This window comes from Pseudomonas sp. REST10 (assembly GCF_029542605.1).
Lineage (GTDB): Bacteria > Pseudomonadota > Gammaproteobacteria > Pseudomonadales > Pseudomonadaceae > Aquipseudomonas > Aquipseudomonas khazarica.
Genome location: NZ_CP035677.1, coordinates 1872740 through 1891912 on the forward strand (window position 1 = coordinate 1872740; position 19173 = coordinate 1891912).

Sequence of the window (19173 nt, forward strand, 5' to 3'; positions counted from 1 at the left end):
TTCAGTCCGTCAGCGCGTCCAGCGGACGCTGTTGCCGAGGCGGGCTGAAGCGCACGGCCATGACCATCAGCACCAGGGTGGCCAGCGCCATCAGCTGCCAGCTCAGGCTCAGGTCCGTGCTGTAGTGCCGTAGCAGACCCGCCAGCAGCGGTGCGCACGCCGCGATCAGATAGCCGCCGCCCTGGACGAAAGCCAGCAGATCCCCCGTCTGCCGCGGATCGTCCAGGTGATCCTGGGCCACCACCAGCGACAGCGGGAACAGACCGCCGATACCGACACCCAGGAGCAGGGCGACGGGCACCACCAGGGTTTCCGGCGCCAGCTGCAGGCCGATCAGGCCGGCCAGCAGCGACAGCAGTACCGCCGCCAGCAGCGGCCGGCGGTCAGGAAAACGCGGCAGCAGGCTGGATAGCAGCAGACCGGCTACGACCTCGCACAGGGTCAGCGCGGCCAGCAACAGGCCACTGGCCTGGGCGCTCCAGCCCAGGGCGGTGTAGTAGGGCGGCAGCCAGGCCAGCACCAGGGTGTAGCCGGCGGTGCCGATGCCGAAGAAGCTCATCAGCAGCCAGGCCCGGGGCCAGCGCCAGGCCACCAGCGGCGGGGCGCTGGCGACGGCGCTTGCGCCAGCGGAGGGCGCGGCGCGACGCCACACCGCTGCCGCCAGCAGGGCGGGCAGCGTCCAGCCTGCCAGGGCCCAGGCCCAGCCCAGCGACTGGACCAGCCAGGGGGTGAAGGCCGCACCGAACGCAGCGCCGGCCATGATCGCGCAGCTGTAGAAGCCGATCAGGCGGCCACTGTCGGCGGCGAAGCGCGACTTGATCAGACCGGGTAGCAGGGCCTGGACGAAGGCGATGCCTGCGCCGGCCAGCACCGCACTGACGAGCAGCGTAGAGGCTGCGGGCAACAGACCACGCAGCAGCGAGGCGAGGGCGATCAGCAGCACACCGAGCAGAATCCCGCCGTTGTCGCCAAGGCGCCTGCGCAGAGGGCCGCAGGCCAGCGCCCCCAGCCCCATGATGACCACGGGCACGCTGGTCAGCAGGCTGGCGGTGACGTGATCCAGTCCGGTATCGAGCTGGATGCGGTCGAGCAGCGGGCCGATGGCGGCCAGCGCCGGCCGCAGGTTGAGGCCGAGCAGGACGATGGCGAGCAGTAACAGAGCCTGGCGTTTCATGCTTGGGCCTCCTTGGTGCCGCGCGAGGCGACCAGCAGCACGCCGCCGACGATGCACACGGCGGCCAGCAGCATCGACAGGCTGCCGTTCTCACCGAACAGGCCGATGGCCATGGCCGCGCCGATGATCGCCGCCACCGAGCCTATCTGGCTGAGGAACACCGCGCCGGCGAGCTTCTGCAGCACGAAGAACAGCGCGTAGACCATGGCGAACAGGGCCGTCTGTACGGCCAGCAGAGCGATCGCGCTGGCAGCGTGCAGACGGGGTTGCAGATCGAACCCCAGCCCGCTCAGGGGGACCAGCAGCAAGGCGCCGCCGAGCAGCATGCCGGGCGCCAGAGACAGCGGGCTGGCGCCTTGTGGCCAGTAGCGGGAACGGTAGATGTTGCCCAGGGCGAGGAACACCGGCACGCAGAGCGCCGCCAACACCCACAGGTAGGGGCTGTCGCCGCTGTGCAGCTTGCCCAGCGCCAGCAGCACGCTGCCGAGCAGGCCGACGCAGATGCCCAGCAGGCGAATCCGGCTGGGGCCCTCCATGCGCAGGGCCAGGGCCAGCAGGTAGGTGACCAGGGGCGGAAAGGCCAGGCACATGGCCGCGAAGCCGGCGCCGACGTGCGGGATCGAACTGAACATCAGGCCATTGGGCAGGGTGATGCTGAGCAGCCCGGAGGCCAGGTAGTAGCGCAGCGAGGTGGCACCCAGGCCGGGCCGCTCACCGCGCAGCCAGCTGAGCGCCAGCAGCAGCAGGCCGCTGCCGAGCAGGCTCCACAGCAGGTAGGCGAGAGGTGGCCAGCCCTGCGTGCCGGCGATCTTCACCAGATTGGTGGTCAGTCCCATCAGCGCGCCGATGGTGAACAGCAGTGACAGGGCCAGAAATGATCTGGAGCGTGAACCTGGCATGGGGATGCCTCCTTGGCGTGAATACGTTACGATGGCGACATTCTTTTTGAAAAGTATCTTGATGGCAAGATAAATCGAGGACGACATGCAAGACCGCGCACAACTGGCTGCCGAGCAGTGGCAGCAGCAACGACCCGATCTCGATGCTTTCTCCATGGCCGTCATTGGCCGCCTGGGGGAGTTGAGCCTGCTGATCAGCCGCGATCACCTGCTGCCGTTCTTCGCCGAGCATGGCCTGCAGGGCGGTGAGTTCGACCTGCTCGCTACCCTGCGCCGTTCGGGCGAACCCTATGCGTTGATGCCGACTGCGCTGTACGAGAGCGCGATGATTTCCTCGGGGGGCATGACCAGCCGCATCGACCGCCTGGAAAAGGCCGGTCTGATCGAGCGGCGCAAGCATCCTAGCGACCGTCGCGGTGTCCTGGTGGCGCTGACGGCGGCGGGCTTCGAGCTGATCGACGGCATCATCACGGCGCACGTGGCCAATCTGCAGCGCGTGCTTGCAGGGTTGACCGCCGACGAGCAGCGAACGTTGCATGCGTTGCATGGCAAGTTGCTGGCGGGGGTCAAGGCGCGCGAGGAGGAGGCGCAGGGCTAGGTGATGCGGCTGCGCTTCTGCGCCGCCTGGGTGAGAGGGCAACGAGCCAACTGAGCAAGTGCGGCTAGGCGCGGGAGCGGCGCCATTGCCTACGCTGGCGCTCACCGTATTTCAGGAATCTATGCACCGTGTCTGCTCGATCACCGTCCTCTGCTTACACACAGCGTTTCGATGCCGTGCTCGCCTATATCGATGCCCACCTCGATGGCGATCTCTCGGTCAGCGCGCTGAGTCAGGTGGCCAGCTTTTCGCCGTTTCACTTCCATCGACAGTTCGGCGCGTTCGTTGGCGTACCGGTTTCACGTTATGTGCAACTGATGCGACTGCGGCGCGCTGCCCATGGTTTGCTGGCCCGAGCAGAGCTTTCGGTCTTGAACGCTGCCCTCCAGGCGGGTTTTGAAAGCCCTGAAGCGTTCAGCCGGGCGTTCAGGCGAGCGTTTGGCATGTCGCCCCGCGCGTTCAGAAAGGCACCCAGTTGGCATGTGTGGAATACGGTCTTCGTCATCCCTCATTTTTCAAGGACTGTTGCCATGCAAGTACAAATCGTGAATATCTCCCCTGTGCGAGTCGCCGCTCTGGAGCATTGCGGCCCTCCCGAACTGGTCGACCGGAGCGTCGATACCTTCATCCAGTGGCGCATGCAAAGCGGGCAATCGCCGGTGGAATCGAACCGCTCCTTCGGCATCCCATACGGCAACCCGGATACCACGCCCGCGCACGAATTTCGTTTCGCCATTTGCGGCGAGATTCGAGAGACCGTGGCCGTGAACGAATTCAACATTCGTGAGCTGACAATACCGGGTGGGCGTTATGCCGTGGTGCGGCATGCGGGCTCCCCGGATCATATCGGTGAGACGATCTATCCGATCTACCGCGATTGGCTGCCGAACAGCGGCGAGGAACTGCGCGACCAGCCGCTGTTCTTTGAATACCTGAGCGTGTACCCCGAGACGCCCAAGGACCAGTGGCAAACGGATATTTATGTGCCGTTGCGTTAGCGATCACGAGGAAGCATCAACGCTTGACTGAGCTGTCGGCCGAGAGCTGCGCTTAACCTTCGTCAGGCGCTGTCTACGGGCTGGTTCCCATGCTCTGCTTGGGTGCCAGCCTGTGCCTCGGCCGTTCACATGCTGTGCTGTTCAACCAGGAAATCCACGAATACCCGCACCCGCGCCGGCATGGCGGTGCCGCCGACGAACACTGCGTGAATCGGCTCCCGGTCGTCGGGGTTGAAGGCCTGCAGCAGTGGCACGAGATCGCCGCGTTGCAGGTCCTCGGTCACGCTGAACTCGCCGATGCGCGTGATGCCTGCACCCTCTCGGGCGAGTTGCGCCAGCGCCTCGCCGCTGCTGCATGCGATGTTGCCGCAGACCTTCAGGGAAAACCCCTGGCCTTCGCGGATGAAGGGCCAGTTGGGCTCGGCGCGGCGGAAGTTGAAGCGCAGGCAGTTGTGCTGCAACAGGTCTTCCGGTTGCTGCGGTGTGCCGTGGCGTTCCAGGTAAGCGGGGGAGGCCACCACCACCTGGCCGGTTTCACCAATGCGGCGGGCAGTCAGTGGGCTGTCGGGCAGGTGGCCGAAACGCACCGCCACGTCGGCCTGGCCGCCGAGAATGTCGACCACCTCGTCGCCCAGGGACAGGTCGACGGTGATGTTCGGATAGCGGGCAATGAAGGCCGCGACCAGCGGCACGATGGTCATCCGGCCATGGCCGAGGGCTGCACTCACACGCAGGCGGCCTCGTGGTACGCCCTGATCGGCAATGGCCTCTTCGACTTCCGCCAGGTCGGCGAGGATGCGCCGCGCGCCGCGCAGGTAGGCTTCACCCTCGGCGGTGAAGGTGAGCGCGCGGGTGGTGCGCAGCAGCAGGCGGGTGCCGAGGCGCTGTTCGGTGCGCGCGATGATCCGGCTGACGGCCGAAGGTGTCAGCCCCAGTGCGCGAGCGGCGGCCGACAGGCTGCCTTGCTCCGCGACGGTGACGAACACGAGCATTTCGCCTGACCTGCCGTTGAAATCCATTTGTGCTCCATAGGCAAAGGTGTTTGCCAGAAATGCCATCTACCGCGTTCAGGGTTTGGATCCTAGCATTCGCGGCATAGATGAGGAGCCTTTGCATGCGTATCAATCCCCCCCTTGTTGCACTCGCCATCGGTGCCTTCGGCATCGGCGTCACCGAGTTCTCGCCCATGGGCATGTTGCCGGGTATCGCCGCCGATCTCGGCGTTTCCATTCCGGCCGCCGGGCTGCTGGTCAGCGCCTATGCGCTGGGCGTGCTGCTCGGCGCGCCGCTGATGACCCTGACCACCGGCAGGATTCCCCGGCGCTACCTGCTGATCGGCCTGATGGCCATCTTCACCTTGGGCAACCTGATGTCGGCCCTGGCCACCGACTACTACACCCTGCTGACTGCCCGGGTGGTGACCTCGCTGAACCACGGCGCCTTCTTCGGCGTCGGCTCCATCGTCGCCGCCAGCGTGGTGGCGCCGGACAAGCGCGCCGGCGCGGTGGCGGCGATGTTCATGGGCCTGACCCTGGCGACCATCGGCGGCGTGCCGCTGGCCGCCTGGTTTGGCGAAGTGTTCGGCTGGCGCACCGCGTTCTGGGGCATTACCGGCCTGGGCGTCCTGGCGATGCTGGCGCTGTGGTTCGCCCTGCCCAACGTGCCGCTGCCGAAGAGCGATGGCGTGCTGGCCGAAATCCGCGTGCTGGGCCGAGGCCCGGTGCTGGCCGCGCTGGCACTGACGGTGGTCGGTTCGAGTGCCATGTTCACCGTATTCACCTATATCGCACCGATCCTCAGCAGCGAAACCCATGCCTCGACCGCCTTCATCACTGCCATGCTGGTGCTGTACGGCGTGGGCCTGACGCTGGGCAACATGTGGGGTGGCAAGGCGGCGGACCGTTCGGTCGACCGCACCCTGATCGTCTCGTTGAGTGCACTGATCCTGGTGCTGCTGGCGTTCACCGTGCTGATGCGCTGGCCGCTGCCGGCTGCCGTGGCCATCCTGATCTGGGGCATCGCCAGCTTCGCCATCGTGCCGCCGCTGCAGATGCGCGTGATGGAGGCAGCCAAGGACGCGCCCAACCTGGCCTCGGCGGTGAATATCGGTGCCTTCAACCTGGGCAACGCGATCGGCGCGGCGCTGGGCGGCGCGGTGATCAAGGTCGGGCTGGGCTATCCGGCAATCTCCTTGGCCGGCGCGGCAATGGCGGGGCTGGGGCTGCTGATGGTGCTGGGGTTTGCCTGGCGTTCCAGGGCGGGAGCGGCTGCGGTGGCCTAACAAGGGCGGCGATAGAAAAGGGGGCAGACTGAACCGGTCTGCCCCCTTTTTCGTTGCGCAGGAGCGGTGGACAAGCTTCGCGTTGTCCACCCTACCCGAGGGCGCCGTAGGGTGGATGATGCTGTTTTCATCCACCGTTTGCGGATCAAGGCCAAGCGCTTATCAGGGCCGCGTCGCCATGGCCAGACGCAGGCCGAAGCCCATCAGCAAGGTGGTGAAGGTCCAGCGCTGCACTACCTGCAGCAGTGGATAGCGGCGCATCCAATGCCCGAGCGCCGCGCCCAGCATGGCGTACAGCAGATCGAAAAGCAGGCCGGTCAGCACCAGCACGCTACCCAGCACGAGGAACTGGCCGGCCACATCGGCACTGGCATCGACGAACTGTGGCAGAAGCACCGAGCAGAACAGCAGCGCCTTGGGGTTGCTGATGTTGGTCAGCAGCCCGCGGCAGGCGGAAGCGCCATAGGCCCTGGTGGAGGATGCAGGCAACGGCGCGCAGGCCTCAGCTATCAGCGAGGGGGCGCGAGCGATCTTCACGGCCAGCCAGATCAGGTACAGCGCACCTGCCAGCCTGACCACGTCGAATGCCCAGGAGACGGTTTTCAACAGCACGGCCAGGCCGATCGCCGCCAGCAAGACATGCGCTGCCCGCGCCAGGGCGAGGCCGAGAGCCGTCGCCACGGCGTGCCAGCGGCCCTGCATGCTGGACGTCTGCAACACCAGCACCATGTCCGGACCGGGAACCACGTACACCACGACCAATGCACCGATGAACAACTCGAGGTTCGTCATATTCACACTCAACCCTGCGATGACCCAGGCCAAAAAGCATACAGTCAGGGTGATTTCGTGGAGTTGCTAATTTGGCCTCTTGTGTCTTGATAATTGGCATATCATGCCAGTGATCTACGTATAGAATTAAGAGTATGCCAATTATGAAACTGGATAATCTGGACAGACGAATACTGGCGGCCCTGCAGCGCGATGCCAGGCTGACCAACGTGCAGCTCGCCGAGGAAGTGGGATTGTCGCCGTCGCCCTGTCTCCGACGGGTACGCCTGCTCGAGGAAGCCGGCATCATTCGGGGGTATCACGCCGATCTGGACCGCGACGGCATCGGCTTGGGGCTGACCGTATTTGTCGGCGTCAAGGTCGAGCGCCACCAGGACGAGACGTCCACGGCCTTTCGCCAGGCCGTCAGCGCTTTGCATGAGGTGGTGTCCTGCCATCTGGTGTCGGGGGAGTCGGATTTCCTGCTGCAGGTGGTCGTCCAGGACCTCAGGGCCTATGAGCGCTTCCTGCTGGAATCCCTGCTGAAATTGCCAGGCGTCAGCGACATTCGCAGCAACTTCGCCATCGCGACGGTCAAGGATCAGACCGCATTGCCGCTCGGGCATCTGCCGCAGGCCAGCAGCGGGGCCTGACTGCAGGCCGCGTCGTTAGCACGGCGCTTCGGCACCAATGGCGGCGGCAGCTGCCACGTGGCACATGCCGCCTTGTGCGGAAAAGGGGACAAATGTGTTTTCCAGCTACTACCGCGCGTGTGGGCGCGCAGACATTTCAATCCCCAGCGCCTTCATCACCGCAAGCATGGTTTTCAGTGTCGGATTGCCGTGCTCGCTGAATGAGCGATAAAGCTGCTCGCGGGACAGGCCGGTTTCTCTGGCCAGCTCGGTCATGCCTTTGGCGCGTGCCACCACGCCCAGCGCCTTGGCGATATAGCCGGCATCGCCGGTTTCCAGGGCGTCGCTCATGAACTCGGCAATGGCTGCGGGGCTGGTGAGGTATTCGGCGGGGTCGAAGTCGCTAAAGGTTTCAGTCATCTCGTTTTCTCCACGTCTGCAGGATCTGTTGGGCGGCCTCGATGTCGCGGCGTTGGCTGCCCTTGTCGCCTGCACAGAGCAAAATCACCAGCGTGTCGCCTTGCTGGTGGAAATACACCCTGTAGCCGGGGCCATAGTGAATCCGCAGTTCGCTGACGCCATGGCCGACCGGCGCCACGTCGCCTGGCAAGCCTTCCATCAGCCGGTTGATCCGGGCCACGATGCGTGCCTTGCCAGTGTCGTCCTTGAGCTTCTTCAGCCAATTTCTGAAGGTGGCGGATTCGATTTTTCGCATGAATCGAATGTAGTTTATAAAGTACGAATTGCCAAGGTGGAGGCTCTGGCAGCGTCGGGTAGTGCTGGCTGTAGGTTGTGGCGCCGTTTCAGCATGGGTCGATCGACTGTTCGTTGGCCCTACGGCGCCCCGATCCGCCCGCGTTAGTCCTGCTCTCTGCGTCCAGGTGCGGAATCTGCGACAATCCCGCCTTTGCCCTGATTGCCCCGATCCAGATGACTGACATCGCCACCCTGCAGAACAATCTCGACCACGTCATGATCGCCGAGCGTCATCGCTTGCGCCGGCAGTTGCATGAGCTGCAGAAGCAGCCCGACGAGGCCAAGCTGGCGCAGTGGCTGGAGCGTTTTCAGGCATCCAGCGACAAGGTCGCAGCGCGGCGCAGCAGCATCCCGGCGATGCGCTACGACGATGCGCTGCCGATTGCGGCCAAGCGCGACGAGATCAAGGCCGCGCTGGAAAAGAGCCAGGTGGTGGTGATCGCCGGCGAGACGGGGTCGGGCAAGACCACCCAGTTGCCGAAGATCTGCCTTGAGATCGGTCGGGGTGTGCATGGTCTGATCGGTCATACCCAGCCGCGTCGGCTGGCGGCGCGTAGTGTCGCTACCCGCGTGGCGGAAGAAATCGGCACGCCGCTGGGCGAGCTGGTCGGCTATCAGGTGCGCTTCGAGGATCAGAGCAAGGACGGCACGCTGATCAAGCTGATGACCGACGGCATCCTGCTCGCTGAGACCCAGCACGACCGCTTTCTGGAAAAGTACGACACCCTCATCGTCGACGAGGCGCACGAACGCAGCCTCAACATCGACTTCCTGCTCGGCTATCTGAAGACCCTGCTGCCGCGTCGCCCGGATCTGAAGCTGATCATCACCTCGGCGACCATCGATCTGGAGCGCTTTTCCAAGCACTTCAATGACGCCCCGATCATCGAGGTGTCCGGGCGCACCTACCCGGTGGAAACCTGGTACCGGCCGCTGGCGGCCGAGGTGGACGAGGAGGGCGAGAGCCTGCTCGATGACCTCACCGTCGACCAGGGCATCCTCGCCGCGCTGGACGAGATCGCCGCGCACGAACAGAGCGTCGGCAAGCGCCCGGGCGACGTGCTGGTATTCCTGCCCGGCGAGCGTGAGATTCGCGAGGCCGCCGAGGTGCTGCGCAAGGCCAATCTGCGTTTTACCGAGGTGCTGCCTTTGTATGCGCGGCTGACGCCGGCCGAGCAGCAGAAGATCTTCGCGCCCATGCCGGGGCGCAAGGTGGTGCTGGCCACCAACGTCGCGGAAACCTCGCTGACGGTGCCGGGCATCCGTTACGTGATCGACTCCGGTACGGCGCGCATCAGCCGCTACAGCTACCGCGCCAAAGTCCAGCGCCTGCCCATCGAGGCGGTGTCGCAGGCCAGTGCCAACCAGCGCAAGGGCCGCTGCGGCCGGGTCGAACCGGGCATCTGCATTCGCCTGTACAGCGAGGAGGATTTCCTCGGCCGTCCCGAGTTCACCGACCCGGAGATCCTGCGTACCAACCTGGCGGCGGTGATCCTGCAGATGCTGCACCTGCGCCTGGGCAGCATCGAGGACTTCCCCTTCATCGAGCCGCCAGACGGCAAGGCCATCAGCGATGGCTTCAACCTGCTGCAGGAGCTGTCGGCGGTCAACCGCGAAAGCCAGCTGACCCCCATCGGCCGGCAACTGGCGCGCCTGCCCATCGACCCACGCCTGGGGCGCATGGTGCTGGAAGGCGCCAGGCAGGGCAGCCTGGAGGAAATTCTCATCGTCGCCGCCGCGCTGTCGGTGCAGGACCCGCGTGAGCGGCCGATGGATCGCCAGCAGGCGGCCGATCAGGCGCACGCGCAATGGAAGGACGTGGACTCCGACTTCGCCGCGCTGATCAACCTGTGGCGCGGCTTCGAGGAAAAACGCCAGGAGCTGGGCAGCAACCCGCTGCGCACCTGGTGCAAGAAGAACTTCCTCAATTACATGCGCCTGCGCGAATGGCGCGATGCGCACCGGCAACTGGTGCTGATCGCCCGTGACCTGCAGTTGAGCGGCAAAGGCGCACGCAAGGCGGATAGCGCGTCCACCCAGGTGGATGGCTCCGGCCATCCATCCCACGAAAAGGCTCAAAGTCCGACGCCGACCAGGGATACCCGCGTCAACGCCATCGCCCGCCAGCAGGCCGAGGCCAGCGAGGCGGCGGTGCGGGCGAAGAACTACGCCGCCGTGCACAAGGCGATTCTCGCCGGCCTGCTCAGTCAGATCGGCCAGAAGACCGAAGAGGGCGACTACCTCGGCGCGCGTCAGCGGCGTTTCTGGATCCATCCGTCCAGCGTGATCGGGCGCAAGAAGCCCACCTGGGTGATGGCGGCCGAACTGGTGGAAACCACCAAGCTGTTCGCGCGCATGGTGGCGAAGATCGAGCCGGACTGGATCGAGCCGCTGGCGGCGCATCTGGTGAAGAAGAACCACCTGGAACCGCACTGGGAGAAGAAGCGCGGCCAGGTGGTGGCCTACGAGCAGGTCACCCTTTACGGGCTGATCATCGTCGGTCGCCGGCCCGTGCACTACGGCCCCATCGATCCGCCGGTGGCACGCGAGATGTTCATTCGCGAGGGCCTGGTGCGTGGCGAGATCAACAGCCGCGTGCGCTGCCTGACCGCCAACCGCCAGTTGCTCGAACGCCTCGACGAGCTGGAGGCGAAGTCGCGTCGCCGCGACATCCTCGCTGACGAGGAGACCCTGTTCGGCTACTACGAGGCGCGCATCCCGCAGGATATCTACCAGGCCGCCAGTTTCGAGAGCTGGTACAAGAAGGGCAGCGCCAGCGATGCGCAGCTCCTGATCATGCGCGAGGAGGACGCCCTGGCCCGCGATGCCAGGGAGGTGACCGCCGCGCAGTACCCGGACGCCTTGCACATCGGTGAGCTGCAGCTGCCGCTGTCCTATCACTTCGAGCCCAATCACCCGCGTGACGGCGTGACCCTGCGCGTGCCGGCGCCGCTGCTGCCGCAGTTGCAGCCCGAGCGCCTGGGTTGGCTGGTGCCGGGCCTGCTGGAGGCCAAGTGCGTGGCGCTGGTGCGTGGCCTGCCCAAGGCGCTGCGCAAGAACTTCGTACCGGTGCCGGACTTCGTCGGTGCGGCGCTGGACAAGCTGCACTTCGGTCAGGGTTCGCTGCCGCACGCGCTCGGCGCCGAGCTGCTGCGCATGACCGGCGCGCGGGTCTCCGACGAGGCCTGGGCGGAAGCGGCCGACAGTCTGGAGAGCCACCTGAAGATGAACATCGAGGTGGTCGATGCGCGTGGCAAGTTCCTCGGCGAGGGCCGTGACCTGGCCGAGCTGACCGCGCGTTTCGCCGAGGCCAGCCAGGCCGCTCTGGCCATCCCGCAGCAGGACAAGGCGCCGAAAACGGTGGAGGCCAAGGCCTTCGCCGAGGTGGCGGAGAAGGCTCAGCAGAAGATTGCCGGACTTTCCATGACGGTTTATCCGGCGCTGGTGGAAGAGGCCGGGGTGGTCAAGGAAGGGCGCTTCCCGACTCAGGCCGAGGCCGACTGTCAGCACCGCCGTGCCCTGCAGCGTCTGTTGCTGCAGCAGCTGAGCGAGCAGGCCAAGTTCCTGCGCGGCAAGCTGCCGGGGCTGACCGAGCTGGGCCTGCTGTATCGCGAGCTGGGGCGTGTCGAGGCGCTGGTCGAGGACATTCTGCTGGCCAGCCTGGATGCCTGCATCCTCGACGGCGAGGCAACGCTGCCGCGCGACGGTGCGGCGCTGGCGCAACTGGCCGAGCGCAAGCGTGGCGACTGGACCGCGCACGCCGAACGCATCGCCCGCCTGGCGCTGGAGATCCTCAAGTTGCACCACGGTCTGCTCAAGCGCTTCAAGGGCAAGATCGACCTGGCCCAGGCCATGGCGCTCAACGATATCAAGCAGCAACTGGGCAACCTGGTCTACGCCGGCTTCGTGCGTGAAACGCCGGGCGAGTGGCTCAAGGAAGTACCGCGTTACCTCAAGGCCATCGAGCAGCGCCTGGACAAGGTCGGCGCGCAGGTGCAGCGCGACCGCGTGTGGACCGGTGAGCTGAGCGGCTACTGGGAGCAGTACCAGGCGCGCACCGCCAAGCACCTCCAGGAAGGCAAGCGCGACCCGCAGCTGGTGCTGTACCGCTGGATGCTGGAGGAGTACCGCGTGTCGCTGTTCGCCCAGCAGCTGGGGACGAAGATGGCGGTTTCGGACAAGCGCCTGAACAAGCAGTGGATGCTGGTCGAGGGTTGAAGGTCGGTGCCGTTCGGCGATGTCCGCATCGCCGAACGGACAGGATGCATCCACTGTGAATTGGCAAAGAGAGAAGCATGAGCGTGAATGATGAAAACGTCGGGCTGGGGCGCCGTGGCTGCCTCGGCCTGTTCCTGGCGGGTCTGCTGTTCGTCGTGCTGGTGTTCGTCGGTCTCATCTACATCATGACGCGTCCGCAGGATGGCGAGATCGAAGCCGCCGAGCGCGAGGCGATCGAAGCCTGCTGGAAGAGCGCCGATGCCACGGAGCGCAGCTTCACCGTGGAAAGCTGCCAGGAAATGGAAAAGCAGTTCCTGCGCAAGTTCGGCCATCAGCCATGAGCCTGCTGCAACGTCTGAGCTTCAAGCACTTCGTGGTGGGGTTCTGCGTGTTGGCGCTGGGGCTCGTGGTGCTGATCTGGTGGCTCAGCGGCGCCGCCTACCTGCGTCCCTATGCGGAGCAGACGGTGATCTTCAGCCAGGACGGCCTGAAGCTTCCCGCCTCGCTGGCAGGCCCGGGGCCCATTCGCGTGGTGCACTTCTGGGACCCTGACTGCCCCTGCAACGCGGAGACCGATGCGCACCTGCGCTACCTGATCGGTCTGCACCGCAATGCCGATGTCGAGTTCTACAGCGTGCAGAAACCCGGCAGCAAGGGTGAGATCGCGCCCTTCCTGCGTGGGCGGATGAAACCATTGCCCGGCATCGAGGGCATGGAGTCGCTGCCGGCCAGCCCGGCCCTGGCGATCTGGGACCGCGATGGCAACCTGGCCTATGCCGGACCCTACAGCGAGGGGCTGGTGTGCAATTCCAGCAACAGTTTCGTCGAGCCGGTGCTCGATGCGCTGACCCAGGGGCGCCATGTGTCGCTGGCCAGCGGTCTGGCCGTGGGCTGCTACTGCGCCTGGAAGTAGTGGCGATGGCAGCTGCGGGGGCCGGGAGTAGGGCGGTGGCTTGTGAGTGGGCATCCTGAGGCTTGGGCGGCGTTCGGCTCCGGCCGTGAGGCTGGTCGCGGCTGAAGCTCCTCCCACAGAAGCGCCTCCCACAGGAGTCCCTCCTGCCAACTGCCGTTGCGTAGCCCGGATGCAATCCGGGGCGGGCATGGGGTCCGTACATGCTTTGCATGCGGGTTCGGCAGATAGGGCTATCGCGGCTGAAGCCGCTCCTACAGGTGCTTGGCGGCTGCTGGGGCATGCCCACACGGTAGTTCGCGCCTGAGGCGGTGGCTGCAAACGGTCAGCGGTCCCGTGGGAGCGGCTTCAGCCGCGATGCTTTTGGCCGACCGTGGTGGCCCCGGATTACATCCGGGCTACGCCGCCAGTCGAGCCGACCGCCGTTCCAGGCCCAGCTTTCTGCAGGGCTGACGCGCTTCGCGTGCGCATTCGAGAATCCCGAAATTTCCTCGATGTCAAGCGCCGTGGCGCCGTCGGCTGACGGCATCTTGCATGTCAATGATTCCTGTCAATTTGCTGACAAACAGCTCTAAAACGCGGGTGTGATCATTTGTCGCACCCCTGCGCATCTTTGCTGCGTTCTCGCAGCAAGGTGTTTCAAAACATTGCGTATTTGTTGCGAAACATGTCGGCAAGAGGCTGTCAGTTTGCTCATGAGTAGGTTGCTAATGAATTGTGCGGGCGCGCCCCAGCCCTCAAGATCGCCCGTCCCACGGTTTTACCGTTTCGCTTGCACGGATGCTCAAGCTCAGAGTTTCCGCTGCCGGCCTTTTGCTCGATGGGCCGCACGGCGACTGAAGCCGAATGTGGGACATCACTCAGTTGAAGGTCGTGACATGAAAGAAGAGAAATACCATCGTTGTGTGCGCTGGTTGCTGATGGCGATCGCCTGCTCAGCGCTCGGTGGATGTGACTGGGCACTGTTCAACTCGAAAGGGCAGATCGGTGTCGAGCAGGGCAACCTGATCCTGATCTCCATCGGACTCATGCTGATCGTGGTCGTACCCGTGATCATCATGACCTTCCTGTTTGGCTGGCGTTATCGCGAGTCGAACGAGAAGGCCACCTACATGCCCGACTGGGCACATTCGCACAAGATCGAACTGGTCGTCTGGGGTGTTCCACTGATCATCGTCGCGGTACTGGCGGTCATCATCTGGAAAACCTCGCACTCGCTCGACCCCTACCGCCCGATCGAATCGGACAAGCCGGCACTCAACATCGAGGTGGTCTCGCTCGACTGGAAGTGGCTGTTCATCTACCCGGATCAGGGCGTTGCCGTGGTCAACGAGCTGGTGATCCCGGAGAAGACTCCGGTGACCTTCCACATCACCTCCGACACGGTGATGAACGCGCTGTCGATCCCGCAGCTCGGCGGGATGATCTATGCCATGGGCGGCCAGCGCACGCAGCTCAACCTGATCGCCAACGAACAGGGCGAGTTCTTCGGCCAGTCCGGCAACTTCAGTGGCGAGGGCTTCTCGGCCATGCGCTTCACCACCCACTCGGTCAGCGATGAAGGCTTCGCGCAGTGGGTCGACAAGGTCAGGCAGTCGCCCGAGGTCATGGACTTCGCGGCGTTCAAGCAGGTGGGCGAGCCCGGCGAGATGGTCAACCACCGCTACCCGATCTACCCGATCCGCTACTTCGGCCAGGTCGAGCCGAACCTGTTCAACAAGGTGATCGGCCAGTACGTGACCCTGAAGGATTCCCACAGCACGGCCATGCGCGAAGCAGCGGAGGTGCAGGAGTGAATATGTTTGGAAAACTGACTCTGGATGCGGTGCCGTATCACGAGCCGATCATCATGATCACCCTCGCCATCGTCGCGCTGGGTGGTCTGGCAGTGTTCGCCGCGGTGACCTACTTCAAGAAGTGGGGTTACCTGTGGAGCGAGTGGCTCACTTCGGTGGACCACAAGAAAATCGGCGTGATGTACATCCTCGTTGCGCTGGTCATGCTGGTGCGTGGCTTTGCCGACGCGATCATGATGCGTACCCACCTGGCCATGGCCCACGGTGACGGGCAGGGCTACCTGCCGCCCGAGCACTACGACCAGATCTTCACCGCTCACGGCATCATCATGCTGATCTTCGTGGCCATGCCACTGGTCACCGGCCTGATGAACATCGTCGTGCCGCTGCAGATCGGCGCACGTGACGTGGCCTTCCCCTACCTGAACTCGCTGAGTTTCTGGCTGTTCGTCGGTGGCGCGCTGCTGATCAACCTGTCGCTGGGCCTGGGCGAGTTCGCCAAGACCGGCTGGGTGGCTTATCCACCGTTGTCAGGCATCCAGTACAGTCCGGGCGTGGGCATGGACTATTACATCTGGAGCATGCAGCTATCGGGACTGGGGACGACCCTGACCGGGGTCAACTTCATCGCCACCATCCTCAAGATGCGTGCTCCGGGCATGAGCCTGATGAAGATGCCGATCTTCACCTGGACCATCCTGATCACCTGCATCCTGATCTGCGGCGCCTTCCCTCCGCTGACCGCGACCCTGGCGATGCTGTCGCTCGACCGCTACCTGGATTTCCACTTCTTCACCAATGAACTGGGTGGCAACCCGATGATGTACGCCAACCTGTTCTGGATCTGGGGTCACCCGGAGGTGTACATCCTCATCCTGCCGGCGTTCGGCGTGTTCTCCGAAGTGGTGGCGACCTTCTCGCGCAAGACCCTGTTCGGCTATGCCTCGATGGTCTGGGCGACTGCGGCGATCGGCGTGCTGTCGTTCGTGGTGTGGCTGCACCACTTCTTCACCATGGGCTCCGGTGCCAGCGTCAACGCCTTCTTCGGCATCATGACCTCGATCATCGCCATCCCCACCGGGGTGAAGATCTTCACCTGGCTGTTCACCATCTTCCGTGGCCGTCTGCAACTCAACGCCATGACCTGGATGACCCTGGGCTTTCTGGTGACCTTCTCCATCGGCGGCATGACCGGCGTACTGATGGCGGTGCCGGCGGCGGACTTCGTGCTGCACAACAGCCTGTTCCTGATCGCCCACTTCCACAACGTGATCATCGGCGGCGCGGTGTTCGGCTACCTGGCCGGCATCATCTACTGGTTCCCGAAGGCCTTCGGCTTCAAGCTGCTCGATCGCTTCGGCCGTTACTCCTTCTGGTGCTGGCTGATCGGTTTCTACTTCGCCTTCATGCCGCTGTACGTGCTCGGTTTCATGGGCATGACCCGTCGCCTGAACCACTTCGACAACCCGGCCTGGGTGCCGTGGGTGCAGGTGGCCGTGGTCGGTGCGGTGCTGATCGGCATCGGTATCGTCTTCACCGTGGTGCAGTTCGTCACCAGCTACATCAAGCGCAAGGACAACGTCGACGTCACGGGCGATCCCTGGGATGGCCGTACCCTGGAATGGGCAACGTCCTCGCCGCCGCCGTTCTACAACTTCGCGGTCATCCCGACGGCGGACAAGATCGACGCCTTCTATGAGGCGAAGAAGAACGGCGTCGAGCTGATGCCGGCGCCCGAGCACTACGAGCCGATCCACATGCCGAAGAACACCGGCAACGGCCTGGTCGTGTCGGCGTTCGTCATCGCCTTCGGCTTCGCCATGATCTGGCACATCTGGTGGCTCGCCATCGTCGGTCTGGTCGGTGCCGTGGTCAGCTTCATCGTGCGTTCCTACGACGAGGACATCGACTACTACGTGCAGCCCGAAGAGATCGCGCGGATCGAGCAGGCGCACCATCAAACCAAAGCCAACGCAGTGGTACAGGCATAACCATGACCGCATACGAACCCCACTATCCACATGACGCTCATGGCCACGGCCATGAGCACCACCACGACAGCAGTGGCATCAAGCTGTTCGGCTTCTGGGTCTACCTGATGACCGACCTGCTGATCTTCGCCACGGTGTTCGCCACCTTCGCGGTGCTGAGCAACGCCTTCGCCGGTGGCCCCACCGCCAAGGAGATGCTCCGTCCGGGCCTGCACCTGGTGCTGGTGGAAACCTTCGCGCTGCTGTTCTCCAGCATCACCTACGGCATGGCCATGCTCGCCACCTACCGGGGCGACAAGGCCGCGGTGCTGCGCTGGCTGGGCATCACCTTCCTGTTCGGGGTGAGCTTCATCAGCATCGAGCTGTACGAGTTCCGTCACCTGATCCATGAAGGGGCCGGGCCGCAGACCAGCGCCTACTGGTCGGCCTTCTTCACCCTGGTCGGCACCCACGGTCTGCACGTCAGTGCCGGCCTGCTGTGGATGCTGGTGCTGATGCTGCAGGTCGGCAGCCGTGGCCTGACCGACACCAACAAGACGCGGGTCGGACTGCTCAGCCTGTTCTGGCACTTCCTCGACGTGGTGTGGATCTGCGTCTTCACCGTCGTCTACCTGATGGGAGTGCTGTAAATGGCTCATCAAGACAATCACGCGGCGCACGCCGTGGGTTTCAAGGATTACCTGAGCGGTTTCATCCTCTCGGTGATCCTTACCGTGATCCCCTTCGCCCTGGTCATGCATCCTGAAGCGCTGGGCCTGAGCCGTGGCGCGACCCTGATCACCGTGGTGATCTTCGGCCTGGTGCAGGTTCTCGTCCACCTCGTGTACTTCCTGCACATGAAGACCGACGCGGAAGGCCGCTGGAACGTCGTATCGATGATCTTCACCGTGTTGATCATCGCGTTCGTCGTGGGCCTGTCGGTCTGGATCATGTGGAGCATGCACTATCACATGATGATCAACTGATGCTGGCGCTCCTGAAGCAGTACCTCAACCTCGCCAAGCCAGGCATCGTCTTCGGCAATCTGATTTCCGTGACGGGTGGGTTCTTCCTGGCTTCGCGTGGCGATGCCGACCTGACGCTGTTCCTCGCGACAGCGCTGGGGGTTGCGCTGGTGATCGCCTCAGGCTGCGTGTTCAACAACTACATCGACAGGGACATCGACCAGAAGATGGAGCGGACTCGCAACCGGGTCCTGGCGCAGGGGCTGGTGTCTCCTGCGCACGCCATCGTCTATGCCTGCGTGCTCGGGGTCGCCGGTGTGGCCGTGCTGTATGCCGCCAGCAACACCCTCGCGGTGATGCTGGTGCTGATGGGCTTCGTGGTCTACGTCGGCCTCTACAGCCTGTGGCTCAAGCGCGGCTCGGTGTACGGCACCCTGGTCGGCAGCCTGTCGGGGGCGGCTCCGCCCGTGGTGGGCTACTGCGCGGTCAGCAACGAGTTCGATGCTGGCGCGGCCATCCTGTTGTTGATCTTCAGCCTGTGGCAGATGCCGCATTCCTATGCCATCGCCATCTTCCGTTTCAATGACTACCAGGCCGCAAACATTCCGGTGCTGCCCGTCATCAAGGGGATCTCGGCTGCCAAGCGGCAGATCGTGCTGTACATCGCCGCCTTCGTGGTCGCGACCCTGATGCTGACGCTCAGCGGTTACGCCGGCTACAGCTACTTCGTGGTCGCCGCGCTGAGCGGTGCCTACTGGCTGTGGATGGGCGTATCGGGATACAAGGCCGTCGACGATACGGTGTGGGCGCGCAAGTTGTTCACCTTCTCCATCGTCACCATCACCATGCTCAGCGTGATGATGTCGGTGGACTTCATCTCCGCGCCGGAGCAGGTGCTGGTGACCTCCATCAACCACCTGTGCAGCCAGTTCGCCGCCAGTGCGCAGGGCATCTGCGCGGTGGTGGCCGGTATCTGATCGGGACGGGTAGGGTGGCACCTTCAGCTGCGGCCAGCCTGTAGGGTGGATGTCGCTCTTTACATCCACCAGCCGGTGGATCGGTGAAGCGCGATCCACCCTGCGGCGGCACCTTCAGCTGCGGCCAGCCTGTAGGGTGGGTGTCGCTCTTTGCATCCACCAGCCGGTGGATCGGTGAAGCGCGATCCACCCTACGGCGGCACCTTCAGCGTCGGCCAGCCTGTAGGG

18 protein-coding genes are annotated in these 19173 nt (G+C 64.3%); 12 read left to right on the top strand and 6 right to left on the bottom strand.

Annotation, left to right across the window (positions count from 1 at the left end; all coding sequences use genetic code 11):
- Position 1 precedes the first annotated feature (1 nt).
- Positions 2-1174 carry a cyanate transporter gene (locus EWH21_RS08800; protein WP_277700301.1) on the bottom strand — a complete coding sequence of 391 codons (1173 nt, stop codon included), beginning with the start codon at positions 1172-1174 and terminating at the stop codon, positions 2-4.
- Positions 1171-2073, bottom strand: coding sequence for a DMT family transporter (locus EWH21_RS08805; RefSeq protein WP_277700302.1), 903 nt, complete (start codon positions 2071-2073; stop codon positions 1171-1173). The genes EWH21_RS08800 and EWH21_RS08805 overlap by 4 nt, the downstream gene beginning before the upstream one ends.
- An 85-nt stretch (positions 2074-2158) precedes the next feature.
- On the opposite strand from EWH21_RS08805, the gene EWH21_RS08810 reads away from it, so the two are divergent.
- Both EWH21_RS08810 and EWH21_RS08815 read left to right on the top strand, forming a co-directional pair.
- Positions 2159-2671, top strand: coding sequence for a MarR family transcriptional regulator (locus EWH21_RS08810; protein ID WP_277700303.1), 513 nt, complete (start codon positions 2159-2161; stop codon positions 2669-2671).
- Positions 2672-2799: 128 nt separating this feature from the next.
- Entirely contained in the window at positions 2800-3669 is an 870-nt protein-coding gene (locus EWH21_RS08815; protein WP_152488272.1) for an AraC family transcriptional regulator, read from the top strand.
- Positions 3670-3794: 125 nt separating this feature from the next.
- Here the strand turns inward: EWH21_RS08815 and EWH21_RS08820 are convergent, their stop codons facing one another.
- Positions 3795-4688, bottom strand: a complete 894-nt coding sequence (locus EWH21_RS08820; protein WP_277700304.1) for a LysR family transcriptional regulator — start codon at positions 4686-4688, stop codon at positions 3795-3797.
- Between the two features lie 95 nt (positions 4689-4783).
- On the opposite strand from EWH21_RS08820, the gene EWH21_RS08825 reads away from it, so the two are divergent.
- On the top strand, positions 4784-5950 hold the full coding sequence (locus EWH21_RS08825) for an MFS transporter (protein ID WP_047586300.1): 1167 nt from the start codon (positions 4784-4786) through the stop codon (positions 5948-5950).
- Positions 5951-6112: 162 nt separating this feature from the next.
- Here the strand turns inward: EWH21_RS08825 and EWH21_RS08830 are convergent, their stop codons facing one another.
- Complete coding sequence (locus tag EWH21_RS08830) at positions 6113-6742, bottom strand: LysE family translocator (protein WP_152488274.1); 630 nt, start codon at positions 6740-6742, stop codon at positions 6113-6115.
- 143 nt (positions 6743-6885) lie between these two features.
- Here EWH21_RS08830 and EWH21_RS08835 point away from each other — a divergent pair, with 143 nt between their 5' ends.
- Positions 6886-7374 carry an Lrp/AsnC family transcriptional regulator gene (locus EWH21_RS08835; RefSeq protein ID WP_277700305.1) on the top strand — a complete coding sequence of 163 codons (489 nt, stop codon included), beginning with the start codon at positions 6886-6888 and terminating at the stop codon, positions 7372-7374.
- Positions 7375-7482: 108 nt separating this feature from the next.
- Here EWH21_RS08835 and EWH21_RS08840 read toward each other — a convergent pair whose 3' ends face one another.
- Together EWH21_RS08840 and EWH21_RS08845 are read right to left on the bottom strand one after the other, a co-directional pair.
- Positions 7483-7773, bottom strand: coding sequence for an addiction module antidote protein (locus EWH21_RS08840; RefSeq protein WP_037048838.1), 291 nt, complete (start codon positions 7771-7773; stop codon positions 7483-7485).
- Positions 7766-8068, bottom strand: a complete 303-nt coding sequence (locus EWH21_RS08845; protein WP_150608788.1) for a type II toxin-antitoxin system RelE/ParE family toxin — start codon at positions 8066-8068, stop codon at positions 7766-7768. Before EWH21_RS08845 ends, EWH21_RS08840 begins: the two co-directional genes overlap by 8 nt.
- Before the next feature lie 215 nt (positions 8069-8283).
- On the opposite strand from EWH21_RS08845, the gene hrpA reads away from it, so the two are divergent.
- The 8 genes from hrpA (at position 8284) to cyoE (ending at position 18945) form a co-directional block, all read left to right on the top strand.
- Entirely contained in the window at positions 8284-12327 is a 4044-nt protein-coding gene (gene hrpA / locus EWH21_RS08850) for an ATP-dependent RNA helicase HrpA (protein ID WP_277700306.1), read from the top strand.
- A 77-nt stretch (positions 12328-12404) separates the two neighbouring features.
- On the top strand, positions 12405-12668 hold the full coding sequence (locus EWH21_RS08855; protein WP_037048833.1) for a hypothetical protein: 264 nt from the start codon (positions 12405-12407) through the stop codon (positions 12666-12668).
- Positions 12665-13240, top strand: a complete 576-nt coding sequence (locus EWH21_RS08860; RefSeq protein WP_037048830.1) for a DUF6436 domain-containing protein — start codon at positions 12665-12667, stop codon at positions 13238-13240. Before EWH21_RS08855 ends, EWH21_RS08860 begins: the two co-directional genes overlap by 4 nt.
- An 875-nt stretch (positions 13241-14115) precedes the next feature.
- Entirely contained in the window at positions 14116-15033 is a 918-nt protein-coding gene (gene cyoA / locus EWH21_RS08865; protein ID WP_037048826.1) for a ubiquinol oxidase subunit II, read from the top strand.
- Positions 15034-15035: 2 nt separating this feature from the next.
- Positions 15036-17024, top strand: coding sequence for a cytochrome o ubiquinol oxidase subunit I (gene cyoB / locus EWH21_RS08870; protein ID WP_037048823.1), 1989 nt, complete (start codon positions 15036-15038; stop codon positions 17022-17024).
- A gap of 2 nt (positions 17025-17026) precedes the next feature.
- On the top strand, positions 17027-17653 hold the full coding sequence (gene cyoC, locus EWH21_RS08875) for a cytochrome o ubiquinol oxidase subunit III (RefSeq protein WP_037048821.1): 627 nt from the start codon (positions 17027-17029) through the stop codon (positions 17651-17653).
- Entirely contained in the window at positions 17654-17989 is a 336-nt protein-coding gene (cyoD, locus tag EWH21_RS08880; RefSeq protein WP_179553800.1) for a cytochrome o ubiquinol oxidase subunit IV, read from the top strand.
- The gene (gene cyoE, locus EWH21_RS08885; RefSeq protein WP_047585551.1) at positions 17989-18945 is read left to right on the top strand and encodes a heme o synthase; all 957 of its coding nucleotides are present in this window, start codon (positions 17989-17991) and stop codon (positions 18943-18945) included. The genes cyoD and cyoE overlap by 1 nt, the downstream gene beginning before the upstream one ends.
- Positions 18946-19173: the final 228 nt, after the last annotated feature.